Annotated in this window: 15 protein-coding genes and 1 pseudogene; all 16 read right to left on the bottom strand. The window is 46.2% G+C overall.

What is annotated here, in order from left to right; all coding sequences use genetic code 11:
- Positions 1–165 precede the first annotated feature (165 nt).
- Positions 166–912 (bottom strand): SDR family NAD(P)-dependent oxidoreductase, encoded by a 747-nt coding sequence (locus BN2762_RS09365; RefSeq protein ID WP_055106752.1) that lies wholly within the window; start codon positions 910–912, stop codon positions 166–168.
- A gap of 137 nt (positions 913–1,049) precedes the next feature.
- Positions 1,050–1,664 carry a cyclase family protein gene (locus BN2762_RS09370; protein WP_055106753.1) on the bottom strand — a complete coding sequence of 205 codons (615 nt, stop codon included), beginning with the start codon at positions 1,662–1,664 and terminating at the stop codon, positions 1,050–1,052.
- Positions 1,665–2,595: 931 nt separating this feature from the next.
- Positions 2,596–3,750, bottom strand: a complete 1,155-nt coding sequence (locus BN2762_RS09375; protein WP_055106754.1) for a sialidase family protein — start codon at positions 3,748–3,750, stop codon at positions 2,596–2,598.
- A 366-nt stretch (positions 3,751–4,116) separates the two neighbouring features.
- Positions 4,117–5,355, bottom strand: coding sequence for a sodium:solute symporter family transporter (locus BN2762_RS09385; protein WP_262362801.1), 1,239 nt, complete (start codon positions 5,353–5,355; stop codon positions 4,117–4,119).
- Positions 5,309–5,728 carry a sodium:solute symporter family transporter gene (locus BN2762_RS28050; RefSeq protein ID WP_262362802.1) on the bottom strand — a complete coding sequence of 140 codons (420 nt, stop codon included), beginning with the start codon at positions 5,726–5,728 and terminating at the stop codon, positions 5,309–5,311. The genes BN2762_RS09385 and BN2762_RS28050 overlap by 47 nt, the downstream gene beginning before the upstream one ends.
- 33 nt (positions 5,729–5,761) lie before the next feature.
- Positions 5,762–6,676 carry an NAD-dependent epimerase/dehydratase family protein gene (locus BN2762_RS09390; RefSeq protein WP_055106756.1) on the bottom strand — a complete coding sequence of 305 codons (915 nt, stop codon included), beginning with the start codon at positions 6,674–6,676 and terminating at the stop codon, positions 5,762–5,764.
- 74 nt (positions 6,677–6,750) lie between these two features.
- Positions 6,751–8,124, bottom strand: coding sequence for an allantoinase AllB (gene allB / locus BN2762_RS09395; protein WP_055106757.1), 1,374 nt, complete (start codon positions 8,122–8,124; stop codon positions 6,751–6,753).
- 59 nt (positions 8,125–8,183) lie between these two features.
- Positions 8,184–8,960, bottom strand: a complete 777-nt coding sequence (locus tag BN2762_RS09400) for a FadR/GntR family transcriptional regulator (protein WP_055106758.1) — start codon at positions 8,958–8,960, stop codon at positions 8,184–8,186.
- 225 nt (positions 8,961–9,185) lie between these two features.
- A complete protein-coding gene (locus BN2762_RS09405; protein WP_055106759.1) occupies positions 9,186–10,049 on the bottom strand; it encodes a serine/threonine-protein kinase in 864 nt (287 codons plus the stop codon).
- A gap of 1,301 nt (positions 10,050–11,350) precedes the next feature.
- Positions 11,351–11,707, bottom strand: a pseudogene (locus BN2762_RS28330) (response regulator); the annotation flags it as partial.
- Positions 11,708–11,747: 40 nt separating this feature from the next.
- Positions 11,748–12,431, bottom strand: a complete 684-nt coding sequence (locus tag BN2762_RS09415) for a hypothetical protein (RefSeq protein WP_055106760.1) — start codon at positions 12,429–12,431, stop codon at positions 11,748–11,750.
- Positions 12,428–12,997, bottom strand: a complete 570-nt coding sequence (locus BN2762_RS09420; protein WP_055106761.1) for a PilN domain-containing protein — start codon at positions 12,995–12,997, stop codon at positions 12,428–12,430. The genes BN2762_RS09415 and BN2762_RS09420 overlap by 4 nt, the downstream gene beginning before the upstream one ends.
- Positions 12,997–14,013 carry a type IV pilus biogenesis protein PilM gene (gene pilM, locus BN2762_RS09425; protein WP_055106762.1) on the bottom strand — a complete coding sequence of 339 codons (1,017 nt, stop codon included), beginning with the start codon at positions 14,011–14,013 and terminating at the stop codon, positions 12,997–12,999. Before pilM ends, BN2762_RS09420 begins: the two co-directional genes overlap by 1 nt.
- Positions 14,014–14,026: 13 nt before the next feature.
- Positions 14,027–14,785, bottom strand: coding sequence for a prepilin peptidase (locus tag BN2762_RS09430; RefSeq protein ID WP_055106763.1), 759 nt, complete (start codon positions 14,783–14,785; stop codon positions 14,027–14,029).
- A gap of 48 nt (positions 14,786–14,833) precedes the next feature.
- Positions 14,834–15,349, bottom strand: coding sequence for a prepilin-type N-terminal cleavage/methylation domain-containing protein (locus BN2762_RS28140; RefSeq protein WP_187386589.1), 516 nt, complete (start codon positions 15,347–15,349; stop codon positions 14,834–14,836).
- Positions 15,350–15,390: 41 nt separating this feature from the next.
- A complete protein-coding gene (locus tag BN2762_RS09440; protein WP_055106765.1) occupies positions 15,391–15,873 on the bottom strand; it encodes a prepilin-type N-terminal cleavage/methylation domain-containing protein in 483 nt (160 codons plus the stop codon).

Below are 15,873 nucleotides of genomic sequence, written 5' to 3' on the forward strand. Positions count from 1 at the left end.
GGCTACCTGCTAACGGTAGTAGAATAAAAAAGTCCATACCCCTGCAATCTTCGTTGATGAGCACATCACACAGCCGGTACAGCACGTAGCGTCCGTAACTACCCGGCTAACCCAACCTCGCATGGCACTTTCCAAATAGCGATCCAAGTTCTTGATCCATACAACTTATGACTCCACATCCGCGTAATGAACAAGCCTACCGGGTGAATATTCGTTTTCGATGATTTTCAATAAGAGCCTGCCGAGCGATTCCACGGGCTGGACTTGGCCGGCCTCGTAGGCCTGCTTGAAGTATTTGGCCATCCCGAAGTCCTGCTCATCCTTACCCCGGGCTGCTGCTTGCAGTCCGGTCTCGACCATTCCCGGATCTACGGCAATAATCTCCACAGGCCGGGCATGATTCGCCTGCTCCGCTCCGACACATTGAGTGAACATGTTGATCCCAGCTTTAGCCGTACAATATGCGCTCATGCCTGGAGCAGGATACGTGCCTGAGCCAGAGGTAATATTGATGATTTTCCTTCTGATGTCCATGTCCCGGGTATGCCGGATAAAGCTAGAGGTCAAGGCCATAGGAGCAGCGAGGCTAATCTGCAGATGCTGCTGGATTTCCGTGGCGGTACAGCGATCAATTGGCTTTAGCGGTTCAAGCATGGCTGCATTATTAATCAGGCAAAATATTTTAGAGTTATTTATATTTACCTCATTAACAATCCCTTCGATCAGGGATTCAATTGCTGTAATATCGTTCAAATCCAACGTGCGATGGACGTAATTCCCATAGCTTTGCAGCCGTTCCGAAGCCCCCCGGGCAATGCCGTACACCCGGTGTCCAAGATCAAGCAGCAGGGCCGCCAGCTGCTCGCCAATTCCTTTGGATGTTCCTGTAATAATAAAATGTCCTCTTTCCACTAGAGCACCTCCATCATGATTATTGTTGCAAAATAGTTATGTAGTCGACCGACCGCCGTCATGCAGCGAAACACCGACCGTTGAGGGCTGCGCGATGTGAAAAGTACGAGCCTCACGTTTTTAGCCTGAACAAGAAATTATGGCAAACGGGCAATGACCCGAGCTAAGGAAGAGTCGGATTTAATATGAAGCGGAAGTGCAATCACCTCGAAGGATTTCACATTCAACAGCTGATCCAGGTTAGTCAGATTCTCGGCAATGGGCATACCGTGGTTAAATAAATATTTGTGGATATCAAATGGATGATTATCGGGTGACGGCGTATCCATGCCGATCATTTTCACTTGCTTCCTGACTAACAGCTTCGCAAATTCCAGGGTCAGTACGGGATAGTCCGTAAAATACCCCGCATCCCCAAAGTGCTTGCTATGGCCCGTGTACAAGAGCACAATTTGATGAGGTTGAATGATGTGTTCATACTCTTCCTTGTAATGAATAGTTGGTTCGGCCGATACGTCCAGCAGACACCCTTCTCCTATAAAAGTCTCCAGGGGCAGCTCGTTAAGATATATATTCGAATCCGTTAAGTGCATAGGGCCATCAATATGAGTCCCCGCATGCATGTTAATCGATAGCTGGTGATTGTTGTAGTGATCCTTCTCGAAGCGTCTGGAGTGGTGCAATACCGTCTCTTCATCGCCTGGAAATACAGGCATTCCATCTACAATAAGGTGGGAAAGATCAATGATCATTTGAAATCAGCTCCAATTTTTTTGGAAAAACAAATCTCCCACATCTGCAGAGTCATTTTTCCGTTATTATTCTTCTGCTGGGTATACCCAGCATATACTGGCGCTCAACCAGTGTGGATACTGGTGCTTATCCGGTGTGGATACGATGCGATCTGGTGCATATACCGGTACATATCCAGCGCGTATACCGGCGCTTATCCTGTGCGTATACCGATGCTTATCGATACATATCCGGTGCGTATACGATACGTATCTGGTGCATATACCGATACGTATCCGGTGCGTATCCAAGTGAGCAGATCCGGTTCACATGCCCGGTATCCTAGTCAAGCAGCAGGGCCGTCACCTAGTGCCCATACCTTTGGATGTTCCCGTACTCATGAAATAGCCCTTCCCATCAGAACACCTCCATCCTATTAGGGCTAATTACTGTACATATTTAACTTAATTTGAAAATATCACCGCACGCTCCATTCGTCAAACCTCGTCCTCTTTCATCCGTTTTCATACAATTTCTTAGACTTTCATCCTCTTCTAGAAGCTTTGCAAATGCAAAAAGCCGATTTAGCCCTGTTAGAAGGGTAAATCGGCTTGAACACTGTTGAGGCATGTGGCGATCGGCCACCGTCATGCAATGAAACACCGCGCGCTGGGAGCCTCACGTTAGAAGCTGTACGCCCTGAGCCGCATTTGGAGCTGCACTAGAGAACTGCGCGCCCGGAGCTCCATTTAGAGCTGCACTCAAGAGTTGTGCGCCGGGAGCTGTGCTCGGGAACTGCTCCCCCGAGGTTGCACTCGGAGCAGTACTCGGGAACTGCGTGCTCGGAGCTGCACGCGGTGCGAAATGGAGTTAACACAATAGAAGCCAACTATGGACGATGAATGATCTGTTATCTTTTTTTCATTCAGCAACACAAACTATACTAAGGTCTTATTCGACATCTGGCTGTCCTGTTGCTTTGTTGACCACTTTTTTGAGTACAGCATTTGGGGAGCTGCATTTCCCCTGTATAATATCTTCCTCTGTAAAACGTGCCATCAAAATTTCCCGCTGTGTCACACGTTCCCAATCATAAGTCACATAGATATATCCATCCTCCGCCTCGACGGCATCCGGATAAGATACCTCGTTGCGTTCATCAAGCAATAAGGTATACGGCCATGTCTTCCCGTCGTCCTCACTCAATAAAGCAGTCAAGTGACTTCGGCCCTTCCACTTCTTCACATCTCCCTGATTTAATATATCCTCCAGGTCAATTCTTTCATTAAAGTCATAATGATTAATCATTAACAATCTTCCCGACTTCAATCTGCGAATATGGAAGCGTGAGCACGGCCCATCGATATGGCTCTTCCTGCCTGGAGACCAGGTATACCCTCCATCCTCCGAAATGCTCTCCCCGACTCCATCAAAGGTTCTGACAAGCATCCATAAGGCTCCATCCTGTTTCTCTACGATCATATGCTCATCGAAGCTTCGATTGGGCACATCCGCATGACCTCTTAGCTCAAAGGTCTTCCCGTTATCGGTTGATACATAAACATTGGAAAACTGTTCGTGCTGCAAGCCATGATCTTCACTTGGCGTACTTCCGCAAGTGTTGCACCATATAGCGCATGGGAACAGCCATTCTTGCTTTGATGTTACGATCGGCTTATTCATCATGATCCCATTGGCTATTCTACGCGGCGGGGTCCAGCTGAGGGTTTCCGCATCCGGATTTTCACAAATGGAAACCCACACGCCCATTCTACCATCATTAAACCCGCGGGCTTGAGTCCAAGTCATCCATAATCTTTTAAAAGGATCGATCCACAAGTTCGGATCATAAATGCGGCATTCCGGGTCAGGGTGCTCTACAACGGCTACGCCTGAGCGAAAGGTCTGTCCATGGTCATCGCTCACACATAAAACCATGATGTTCCCGCCAACCTCTGCACCTTGTCCGGAGTAAAAATTGATAAAAATTCTTCCTTTTTCTGTGACTTCAATGGAAGGTATCCCTTGCCAACGTCTGTAATCATCCCTGAACCTTTGTTCGGAAGGCTCTACAAAAATATGAGCTGGTCTCAGTGCAGAATCCATAATATGTGATCTCCTTAAAGTGTAATGTGGATTTATACCCAAAGGCATTTATGCAAAACAATAACGAAGGTGCAATCGATATTAAGAGGTCTGAGATGCTTCAGACTTCGTGCGTGTGATGAATGCAGCTATGAAAAAGGCTAGTCCAAAGAGGAAGGTCACACTTCCCCACCAAAAATTGATGTTGTACGGAAAGAACTCTGTAGTCTTGTTGGTAAATAATCCGAAAACCACCAAGACTAGACCCAGATAACAAAAAATCACGCCTGTTAAAAATTTAAGATCAAATATTAGCCTCTTCATGATCTCACTCCTCGTGTTTTCATTACAGCCGTCCAAATTACATGCATGGGCAAATGAAATCGCTTACCAGAAATAAATATTAATGACAGTCATAATAATGATAGAAATAAGGGCTAGATAACCTGGCCGTTTGTACCATGGAAGCTCCGGGTAGGATATTTTATCACTCAAGCTCCGTACTAATCCCTTAAGCTCGCTTTCCGGCTTTGGTTTGGTAAACAAGCTTACGACTATAGTAATGACCATAGTTACGATCCAAGCCCATAATGCTCTAGAGAAGTTGCCTTCGGCCATCGTGCTGTAGAAATCGCTTGGAATCAGGAAGTACATTAAGAAGGAGCTGATAATCCCCAGCAGCAAGCCCCAGAACGCTCCCCATCCAGTTGCTCTCTTCCAGAATACGCCTAGGAAGAATGTTGCAAAGAACGGTGCGTTAAAGAACGAGAACAGCATTTGAATATAGTCCATAATGTTCGGGAACTTGGCAGCGATAAAAGCAGCAAAAACCGCAAGTATTGTACCGATGACCACCATTAAACGCCCGACCTTAATATAATGCCGCTCACTGCCATCCTTTTTCATATAAGCCTGGTAGATATCATACGTCCAAACCGTAGTAAAAGCTGTAATATTACCGGCCATCCCACTCATGAAGGCAGCCAATAGAGCGGTTATGCCTAGACCAAACAACCCTTCAGGCAGCAGCTTGGCTAATGTAAGCGGCAATGCCAGATTGTAAGGCATATCAGGGTCGGTACCCAGCTCAGGGAACAGCGGAATGGCAATAAACCCCGGCACAATAACTACGATCGGCACGATAATTCTAAAGAAGGTGGCATAGATAGGTGTATTTTGAACCGCTCTTACATCCTTAGCAGCAAATGCCCTCTGTGCGACCAGAAAGTCGGTCATCCAATATCCAAAGGATAGAACAAAGCTAAGGCCAATAATCACTCCGAACCAGCTAACTCCCATTGGATTATCAGCAGTGCTGCCTAAGCCCTGCCATAGATGCGTGAAGGACTCGGGCATGTTGGCCAAGATGCCGTGAATACCCCCAAACTTGTACATCCCGATAAAGGCAATGGGCAGCAAACCGATCCATATTAGGAAGAACTGAATAACCTCGTTGTATATGGATGAAGTCAGTCCCCCCAGCAATACGTATAATAAAACTACGATCGCGGCCAGAACGATACTGAAGACCATCGACCATCCCAGCAATACGCTAAAAATCAATCCCATAGCATATAAGCTAATGCCGGAGAACAGAATTGTCAGGATAAAAAAACGTAATGGCATTCAATCCACGGGTTGCTTCATTGTATCGGAACTTTAGATACTCCGGGATCGTTCTGGCTTTTGACGCATAGAAGAATGGGTACATGTACAGGCCTACGAATAACATAGCGGGTACGGCTCCCACCCAATAGTAGTGCATAGTCAGCATGCCATATTGCGCGCCGCTGGCGGCCATCCCCAATAGTTCCAGGGCTCCTAAATTCGCTGCCAAATACGCGATACCCGTAATCCATGCCGGAAGCGACCGGCCGGATAGAAAGAAGTCACTGTCTGACTTGATCAGCTTCTGAACAATTAACCCGACTACTATTACGAACGCGAAATAACTGAAGATAATAAAATAATCAATCGACCCCACTGAAATTTTCCCCATTTAGTTCACCCGCTCTCGTTTGATTAAGCGCTTTCATTTATCGGCTTTATGAATATTTTCCAAATGCTTCGCATAGTCCGTAATCCCGGCCTCAAGATGATATTTAGCTTTGAACTGCAGCTGCTTCTCCGCTTCACTGCAATCAAATGCACCAATAAAGTCATAGCCTAAATCTCCGGGGCCAATCCGGATGTATACATTAGGGTATATTTTCTTAATTACCGCCGCCACTTCTTTTATCTTGGTATTAACTCCTGTTCCAATATTAAAGACGCTTGAACTGCAATTTTCAGCCTGCAGCGCTTTATATACGGCAAGAGCGGCATCCTTGACATAGATGAATTCCAGCTGTTGATCCCCACCAGCCGCATCATCTATGTCCTCCCCATGAACGGCCCTCTCCAGAAGGGATTTAATCGGATCCGGCATGAAGCGATTGGGACCGTAAACGAAAGCAAGACGTAATGAGATCACATTCATCCCGTAATTTCTGTTATACACCTCCCCTAGCTGCTCCCCCGTCAGTTTGGATACCGCATACGTGTTCTCTGGATTAACCTTGCTGTCTATAGTTGTTACCGCTGCGGAATTATTGCCGTACACGGCCCCCGAGCTCAAATAAACCACCTTGCTAATATTAAATATTCTTGCGGCTTCAAAAATCGTTGATGTTCCTAAAATATTCGTTCTCACCGTCTCATAGGGGGAGACTTCTCCCGCATGAGGATGCGAGATGCCTCCTGAATGAACTATCGCGTTGATGTTGTATTTTTTAATGATCGATGCCAGCCTCGGAAAATCGCACAGATCACCCGTCTCCACCGTAAACTTATCCGTGATCGGCGATTTTCTCTGATCAAAACCTACGGCAATATGGCCTTCGCTGCTTAGCAATTCCATCACGGTTGATCCTACCAGCCCTGAGCTTCCTGTTACTAAAACGTTCATGCATGCGCCTCCCTTGTTTCCATGCTGTATAAAATCAATTATTTCAATGAGCCCCCCAAAGGGGGATTGCCCAATCACCGCTGAATAGGGACAAACTCTCCGTAGGTGGATTCCTCCGTGATTTTCCCATTCTCATAAACTACAGTCCCCCGTACCATCGTTGCCATCACTTTGCCTTTAAACTTGTATCCTTCATAAATCCCCTGTGAGCTTTTGGTCTTCGAAAACGAATGCTCGCCTTGATAGACCCATTCCAGATTCAAATCGACAATCGCCAGATCGGCGTCCGATCCTACGGTAATGGTCCCTTTTTTCGGGTATAGTTCAAAGGTTTTCGCGACATTCGTTGAAACCAGCTTGGCCAGCTCCACTAAGCCCAGTCCTCTGGCATTCACGCCCTCGCTAAGCATAGCCGGGAGCAAGACATCGATTCCGCCGAATCCAGGCCAGGCCTGCCATATGTTATCCTTGCCTGCCAGCTTCTCCTCATCCGTGTACGGTGAGTGATCCGAGCCGATGAAGTCTATATTTCCTTTAAATATCTGTTCCCACAGTCCCTCTTTATTCTCAAGCGATCTTATGGGAGGGTTGCATTTGGCAAACGGCCCTTTTTCCTTCAGGATCGATTTATCGAACAACAGGTAATGCGGACAGGTTTCATTCGAAACCCGGATCCCCTTTTCTTTCGCCTTGCGAACCATTTCTCCGCCTTCGGCTACAGTCATATGGACAATATGCAGACGGCATCCGGTATTTTCCGCGAGCAAAATGGCCCTTTCCATCGCTTCCAGCTCGGCCAAAGCCGGTCTTCCGTCCGGGTATGACTCCGGATTCAAATTACCGCTTTGCTCCATTTCCCTGCCTGCGGCTTCTACAATGTCAGCGTTTTCAGCATGGACTCCAATGAGGCCGTTGAACTTTGCAGCGTTCTTCATCGCTTTATATAAGACATCATCCGGCGTATGCGGGTAATTCTCATTCGCGTAGGACATGAAGGCCTTGTAACCGACGCAGCCCAATTCATGCATTTCACTTAAATTATCCGCAGATTTGGGGATCAAGCCCCCCCACAGTGCAAAATCGATCAGGGAGTTTCGGTCTGCGATTTCCTTCTTTAACTGGAAGGATTCACGGTCAATGACCGGCGGAACGCTTAAAGGCATTTCTATCAAGGTCGTTACCCCGCCAGAGGCCGCTGCCTTGGAGCCGCAGTTATAGTCCTCCCTGTAATCTTGGGGACTTGGCTCCCATAGATGGACATGGGGATCGATTGCGCCCGGCAATATAACCATCCCCTCGGCATCGATCAGCTTCCGGCTGTCAACCCTGCTATGGCTGTCTAAAATTCCTGCAATTTTCCCGTCTTGGATTAACAAGGTTCCCTTCACCGCTTGGTTCTCCAGCACAATGGTTCCATTGACTATCGCGGTATCAAATACGGTCCCCATTTGCTTCGCCCCTTTCCTTATTCAACTAGTCCATGGATATTGGCAGCCCTTCGGCCACTTTAATTCCCTTCAGCCTGTTCTTTGATCGCACTAATCAGCGTTTCGATATGGACGCCCATTAGCCTCTCGGCTTCAGAGGCATTTCTCTGCTTAATCGAATCAACAATCGATATATGTTGAAGGAGATACTCCTCTCCCCGTTCTCTTGTAATGAGCTGGGCGATTTGGGATTCCAGCCGAAGCTCCTCATAAATCAAAATATCCAGTGATGCGATTAAGAATCGATTGTACGAGGCCTTGGCTACCTTAATATGAAAATCCAAAGCAATATCCGTAGGGTCAATCTTGCCTCTGACTACTTCCTCATGTTTTTTCAAGGAAACCTCAAGCTCTTCGATGTCCTTAGGGGTAGCCCGAAGCGCGGCTAGCCTTGCAGTTTCACACTCCAAAGCTTTTCTGGCATCAAGCAAGTCAATTAATTCATCAAAGCTTTGTGGTATTGCGGCCATCATAAGCCGGGCCTGCAGGCGTTCCCGCTCGATTCTTTCTGACTGAATTTTGGCATAATTCATTCCTTTTGAAGTGATGGCCCTCCCCTGGGCACCGGCAAGCTTCGTGAATCCCTTGGCGTCCATTTCCTTCAGCATTCTTCCGATTGTTGCCGTACTGAACTCGATTCCTTTAAGCCCAAGCATCACCTTCAACACCCAGGAGCCCACCGGCTCATCCGTCTGTATTAAATACTTGAGAACCAAATATTCCGCATATTCATTTTTTGAAGAAAAGAAGCTCCCTTCATCGAATGTGTCTGCGCTTTCAACAAAATTCACGCTCACCTTACACTCACCTTTCCCTCCTCCTCATTGATGAGGAGCGTTATATATAAAAATATTTGGCATACATCCTGTACCCAAGATAGCTAGTATTTATTTAGCACCTCATCACTGATGAGCAGGTTGTGTGTGTATTATAGATTCTCACTTTCCCGCTTGTCAATACATTTAGAAAAAGGCTCTGCCGAAAAAAACTTATGCGACGGAATTGCAAACGCCTGGACTAGGCTAAATTCGCTGTCTATTCCAGGCTTCGCAAAACTCCGCCACAGACGAATAACGGCGCTCCCGCTCCGGTTCAACAGCCTTCAAGGCTACCTCGTACAGCTCTGGGCCAGCCTCCCACTTTGCCCATGAACGGTCGAGCTCTCCGCCGAGCAGGCCAAAAGCCGTGGCCCCCATATTAAACACATTGGTTATTCCATCAATTATGGCGCCTCTTTCAAACTCCTCCGGAGACATGAATCTGGAAGAGCCCCACATTCTGCCCATAGAATTGACAAATGACCCTTTCCGATACAGATCAATGTCGCAAATCCGGGTCGTTCCGGATTCGAAGTTGTACAGGATGCTCCCATCGTAAAAATCAACGGCAACAAAGCCCTTCTGCTCAGCAAAAGCATGAAAGGCAAAAATTTCATCCAAAGAGGCCAACCTCTGGTCTACGGAAAGCTGCCTGTAGCGGTAATACGGCGACGCAGGATCCGTATACTTCGCCGGAGGCGGGTAGGACCAATGCGGATGAAGATTCTCCCCTTCAAACCATTCAAAAACTGCAGCATATCCGTCCCTCGTTGAAAAGTGATTCACCAGATTCACCAAGCTTTGGTGGGCCAGTGCTTCATAAACCGGTATCGCCTGCCGCAGCCGCAAGACGGCCTCCTTTACATTGCCCTCGTAATTCACGGTTTCAGCGCCGGCATATTTCACGAACTTCTTGCTGCCATCTTCAAGCCGAACTCCGAATGAAATGTTGCCGGAGTCCTGCTGCCAGAATACATCGAACACCTCTCCCATGCCCTCCAGCCAGGTTAAATCATGAGAGGCCCGTAATGGAAAGGTCTGGGCTTGTAAACGAACGGTTACCGTCATTGAATTCCCTCCTGCAATAAAACTGCCTGCTCTCTATCAAAACCCTTCTCCCCAAAACAGATGAAAGTTCACCGCATTGCAGGGTCTCTAATCAAAGATTATAGGCGAAACTAAATAACCAGTCACCTCTTGAATATCAGTAACTGGTTGCTTAGTTAAGTTATTTTGATCGATCACTATTACTGAGGATCGACTGGGATTCCCTTTTCTTTGAGCCAGCTGACTAAGTAAGAAAAGCTGTCCAAGGTTAACTTCAGACTTTGCTTCTGGTCATTTAAGGCCATCACATCAATCTGAATGGTTTTATCATGTTCATTAAAGATCACTAGATGATTTACCTCTTGATTCTCGGACACTTCAGTCCAATTGCACATCATGCTGCTTACAAAATTTTTCACATTGCTTTTTTTAAAATCAGACGCGGGTGTATTCTCGGTTTGGATCATTTTTTCTTCTTCCTCCTCCTCTCGATTGATATTTGCATTTTCGTTAACCGTCATAAGCATGTCCCCGATTCCTTCTTCTAATTGTTCTACGGCTTCTTCATCGCCTTCCTTGGCGGTCTCTTCTACTAAAGCTTCGTCAACCTCCCCAGTTGCCTCCTCATCCGATGTCATTGCTGCTGCGGCTTCTTCTGTACCGCTGCCAAGTTCCATTTCTGATCCCAGCTCGAAGTCTGCATGCACTTTCTCAAAAAAGGACATGTATTCATCTTCTTCCTTAGAATCCTCATCTTCCTCCACCTCTTCTGCAGCTCCGGCTTCCGCAAAGGCTCGAAGGATCGCTCCAAATTGATCTGTCGATTCTTCATGATCCGGCTCGTCTTCTGACAGCAGTTCCTCAGGCTGATCCAGCTCGTAATAGTTCTCCTCTGTTAGGTAGCCATGCTTCTGACCTAAGTTTGATGCTGATTCTAAATCCGAATTAGACTCGGAGTTTGGCTCCAGCTCTAGCACTGAGCCTAAGTCTGACTCCAACTCCAACTCCAGCTCCAGCTCTGTTTCTAGCTCTAACTCGGGATTTGGTTCTGAAATTAGTTCCGAATCTAGTCCGAGCTTTGTTTCTGATTCTGCATCTAGTTCTAGTCTTGACTCCAATTCAGCCTCTCGCTCAGAACGCAAGTCCAAATCTGGGCTTGTCTCAGCCGGTGTATCGTTATCCCAACTGCCTCTGCTCAACAATTGACTTAAATGCTCTAGCTCCTGCTGGTTCAGCACGGGGCCTTGCCCGAGGCTCTCCATCAGCTCGTCAGGATCCTCTTTGTCCTCGCTGCCCGCCATTTTTTTTCGTTCAATCAGCGGTATAACGTTCTCGATTAGCGTATTAATGCTCTCCGGATCGAATGGCTTGGTAACATAGTTGTTCGCCCCGGCCTCCAATGCCCTGGAGATCAGCTCTCTTTGGCTCATTGCCGAGCATATCAGCACCACCGCATCGGCGTCTATTTTTTTAATTTCCTTAAGAGCCTGTATTCCGTCCATTTCAGGCATGGAAATATCCATCATAACAATGTCAGGTCTAAGCTCTTTAAATTTTTCAATGCCAATCAGCCCATTTTCCGCTTGACCAACTACCTCATATCCTGAATTGGTTAATATATCCGTCAGCATCATGCGTAAAAACCTGGTATCGTCAACGATAAGAATACGAAGTGACATTGTAAATTCCACCCTCACTTTTAGGTTCTTGTTGCAGCTTTTATAGCATCCCTCCCCAACTCGCTGTCGGGTTGTTCTTCTTAACAGGTTGCGGGAAATTAGCCTTTGGAAGACGATCCTCGATATCCTCAAATTGAGGTGCGTAGAAGATTGATAAATCTACTTTATAGTACCTTTCCGTAACTTGAAAATATATTGAATCTATATTAATGACCCGATCCAAGCCCTCTATCCCGAGAATAAACTGACGCAAGTGGTCGTATGTTAGCGATTCCAGCTTTATATTTAATGTAACCTTGTATACTTCAAGCTCTTTTAAGCCTTCTTCTTTAGCTTCATCCGAGCTAGCCGCTGCATTCTCCGTACCCTCCACATTTTTCAACTCTTCAAGGGCGACTTGTGAATAAGTGGCGTTTATACTTTCAACTGCATTGTTCGTTTCTTGTACTATCTTCCTTATATCCACAATTAGTTTATCGACAAAAGGCTCCAACGGCACCTCAGTCTGCAGTTTCAAGACTTCTTCCTTATCCAGCTTCGGTTGTTCCGCAATTTTTTCCCTGATCGTCTCAAGTATCTTGGTATCCGCAGCAATTTTATCGGATAAAGCCTCCACTTCCTTCTTGAGAGGGTTCGCCAAATTAAAATATAACAATATCAGGGCAGAAATGATTAGAACAGCCACGACTATTAGTACAGTAACTCTTACTTGTTTTGCGCTCAATCTACACCATCCCCCTCCCCATACAAGAAGGCTTTCTGATCTAGCTTAACAAAGTAATCTACGTGATAGAGAAAGGCGGCACTATTTTCCGACACCCTTTTTACGAATGTGATCTCGACATCCTTGACCCACTCCGCGTAAGTCAATTCATGCAAGTAATAAGCTATATCGTTTAAATTGTTAAATTGGACTGTTAAAATAATCTCGCCTGTATCCTTATATTCATATTTATGCAGATACCCGCTGGCCGGCAGTACGGCTGACATATCATCAAGAATAGCCACCGTTCGCAGAGGCAGCTGTCTGACTGTATCCACGATCGATTTATAGTGTAATACATTTAATTTAGAAGAGGCCTCTTGCAACTCTAACGTCGCAATCTCGATCTCCTTCGAAATTGTTGCAATTTCGGCTTCCTTCATACTTTTCTGCCTGGCAAGGGATTGATAGTGAAAGAATAGCAAGGTTCCGCCGATAACCCCCACCGCCAATATAATCGTCAGCAGAGCTACAAATAAAATACTTCGTTTTTCCTTTTCCGGGAGCAGATTGATTTCACTTAACATTAGGTTCCCCCCTTTAGCGCCAAGCCAAGTGTCAGAAAATATTTAGGGGTTATTAATTCACCGGATTGGGCTTCGAACCATTCTTCCGAGAAAGTAATCGGGGCCTTTCCGAAAATTTGCTGCAGGTCCTCGGCAATATCATCAAGATACGGATAATCTCCTGTCAAAACGATATTCTCAAGCTCCTCATCACTCCGGCTGATTGAGGAATCATAGAAATTGATTACTCGCTGGATTTCCTCCAGGATTACTTTGGCTTCGTATTTCAAATACGCTTCATCGCCATTCCAAACGGTTGTTGAAGCCCCCATTCTATCGACTGTAGTCTCCCAACTGTCAGGAGACAATCCCATCTTCAACTGACGGACCAACATTAGTTTATGATTGTTAAATATGCTTACCGTTACGGTATGTAAATCATATTGAATAGATAAGGTCGATGCGCTGCCAGCGGGATTTGATCTTGATTTCCTGTTCATTTGATGAATTAACCGATAAATCGCTAAAGACGAAATATCCGCTGCGACAGGCTTGAGCCCTGCACTCTCCATAAGCTCCGCATATTGCGTAACGACATGTTCAGGCGCAGCAAACAACAAAATCTCCTTCTTATCCTCCCTTTCTTCAAGAAAGTCAAAATCAAAGAGAGGATCCTCAAACGGCAGGTGAATGTTGGAGCCTAGCTCAAGATATAAGTGCCCCTTAATCTCTCCATCCTTTACATCAAGCGGAATGTCGATTTTGCGGACCATCACGAACGGATCTGGCACAAGGAACTGAACCTCTCTGTCCTTGACCTTCCATCTTCGAACACAGTCTTTAAGAATGGAACGAAGCCGGTCTGGATCAACAATTTTTCCTTCACGTATAATGTTAGGGGGTAAAATATATTCGCCCATTTCCCCGATTCCATATAAATTTGGCCTTTTGGCATCCATATAACGAATCGCGTAGTCTTTAATGACCAAGTTGATCATTCTTCTCTTGTTTTGTGTAAGCTTACGGCTTGCATTCATATTTTCGCCTCCACTAGATCCTAAAGAACTGGAAATACCAATCCGTCAACGCTTCACCCCAAAAGTAAGCGGTTATTGCTCCTAAACTAATGGCAGGTCCAAAGGGCATCGGCTTGCCCCTGCGAACCTTCCCTAATATCATGCCAACACCTCCGATGATCGTTCCGTAAACTGTGGAGAAAAAAAAGGCTATTAAAACACCCTTCCATCCCAAAACTAGGCCAAGAACCGCAAATAATTTAATATCTCCCCCACCCATGCCGCCTTTGCTTATAAGAGCAATCAAGAACAGCAGTGTAAAACCGACTAAGGCTCCCGCGAACATATCCCACCAAGGCTCTAAAGGAATCATTAGGCGCAGGGGGAGAAGCAGAAGCGCAAACACAATCAGGATTTTATTCGGGATCAGCATGTAGTGGATATCCGTAACACAGATAATGATAAGTAAAGAGATCAGTGTCCAAGCCAGGATCAACTCGGACGACCAGCCGAGCAGCCAGGGCGCCATTAAAAACAAGCACGAAGTCATGACTTCAATAACAGGATACAGGGGTGATATGCGCGTCCCGCAATTACGGCATTTACCGCGTAACCATAAGTAAGAGAAAAAAGGCACCAGTTCTCCAGGACTTAAGCTGCGCTGACACCGGGTACAATGAGAGCGTGGCGTTAGAATCGATTCGCCCTTTGGGACCCGAAGGCCAACTACATTATAAAACGAGCCCAGGCAAAGGCCGACAATAGCTACATAAATATAATAGAATGCGGACATCCGTACATCCCCTTGTTAGAATAACACTCCCCCGCGAGGGGGGAGTGCTTAATTGCGGACATTGCTTCGCTTCAGGTTGTGTTCAGCCACATAGTGAGAGACGCTGGTTCCATTATCACCGTCAGCCCCCCTTACTCCTCGGGTGCCGTTATCGGTGAATATGCTAAATGAGTGACTTTTATTAATGGCCTCGACTCGTATGTATGTACCTGCAGTGGATGGTGCGCCAGATCCTCCTGTAAGCTCAAAATTCCCTGCTCCTACAGTCTGGGTTGTATAAGCTCCACCGTCCGGATCCCTCACTTCATCTAGATAACCTTCGTCAATCAGCCATTGCAGAGAGATGTACACTACATCACCGCTGCTTGGCGGCCTCACTTCGCGATGAGCGATCACAGCCAGCTTAGCCGAATCGATCATCTGGATGGCATTCGCAACATGGGCGTCCTTCTTCGTATTATCGATCAGTCCGCCGATCGCCGGAATCGCAATTAATGCGATAATGCCGAAGATAACGACGACAGCTAACAGTTCGATTAGTGTTAAGCCTTTTTGGTTTTTCAATCGACGTATCAACTAGAATCGCACCTTTAGTTTCACTTTATTTACGGTGTACCTCCACCGCCTCCAGGGCTTGCGAGATCAGTAACTGAAGAACGTTTGAGATCCTCTTCATTAATATTATTTATTTGTCGTTTTTGATTCTTAAGTGTGACCGCATATTTCAAAGTTTTCCCGCCATCTGTTGTCGATATAGTTACCTTTGAATCAGCGGTGTAAGTTTGGCCGTCCGGATCTCTTACAGGCTCAAGATAACCCTCAGATTGAAGCAGAGCCAACGTAATTTCTTTCGACAATTTTGTTGAATCCGGTCTATAAGTATCATCCCCTACCACCGCCAATTTGGCTGAATTAATCATTTGTATCGCATTAGCCACGTGAGCATCCTTCTTGCTGTTGTCAATCAGTCCGCCGATGGCCGGAATTGCAATGAGTGCAATAATCCCGAGAATGACGACGACCGCCAGCAGCTCAATCAGCGTTAACCCTTTCTCATTTTTTACTGTCCTTACTGTCCTTTGAAGCAT

The organism is Paenibacillus ihumii, from assembly GCF_001403875.1.
In the GTDB taxonomy this organism is placed as follows: Bacteria; Bacillota; Bacilli; order Paenibacillales; family Paenibacillaceae; genus Fontibacillus; species Fontibacillus ihumii.

Coding starts and splice junctions, on each gene's coding strand:
- BN2762_RS09370 (WP_055106753.1), bottom strand. CDS start 1,664: ATGATCATTGATCTTTCCCACCTTATTGTAGATGGAATGCCTGTATTT.
- BN2762_RS09375 (WP_055106754.1), bottom strand. CDS start 3,750: ATGGATTCTGCACTGAGACCAGCTCATATTTTTGTAGAGCCTTCCGAA.
- BN2762_RS09385 (WP_262362801.1), bottom strand. CDS start 5,355: ATGCCATTACGTTTTTTTATCCTGACAATTCTGTTCTCCGGCATTAGC.
- BN2762_RS28050 (WP_262362802.1), bottom strand. CDS start 5,728: ATGGGGAAAATTTCAGTGGGGTCGATTGATTATTTTATTATCTTCAGT.
- BN2762_RS09390 (WP_055106756.1), bottom strand. CDS start 6,676: ATGAACGTTTTAGTAACAGGAAGCTCAGGGCTGGTAGGATCAACCGTG.
- allB (WP_055106757.1), bottom strand. CDS start 8,124: ATGGGGACCGTATTTGATACCGCGATAGTCAATGGAACCATTGTGCTG.
- BN2762_RS09405 (WP_055106759.1), bottom strand. CDS start 10,049: ATGACGGTAACCGTTCGTTTACAAGCCCAGACCTTTCCATTACGGGCC.
- BN2762_RS09420 (WP_055106761.1), bottom strand. CDS start 12,997: ATGTTAAGTGAAATCAATCTGCTCCCGGAAAAGGAAAAACGAAGTATT.
- pilM (WP_055106762.1), bottom strand. CDS start 14,013: ATGAATGCAAGCCGTAAGCTTACACAAAACAAGAGAAGAATGATCAAC.
- BN2762_RS09430 (WP_055106763.1), bottom strand. CDS start 14,785: ATGTCCGCATTCTATTATATTTATGTAGCTATTGTCGGCCTTTGCCTG.
- BN2762_RS09440 (WP_055106765.1), bottom strand. CDS start 15,873: ATGCTTCAAAGGACAGTAAGGACAGTAAAAAATGAGAAAGGGTTAACG.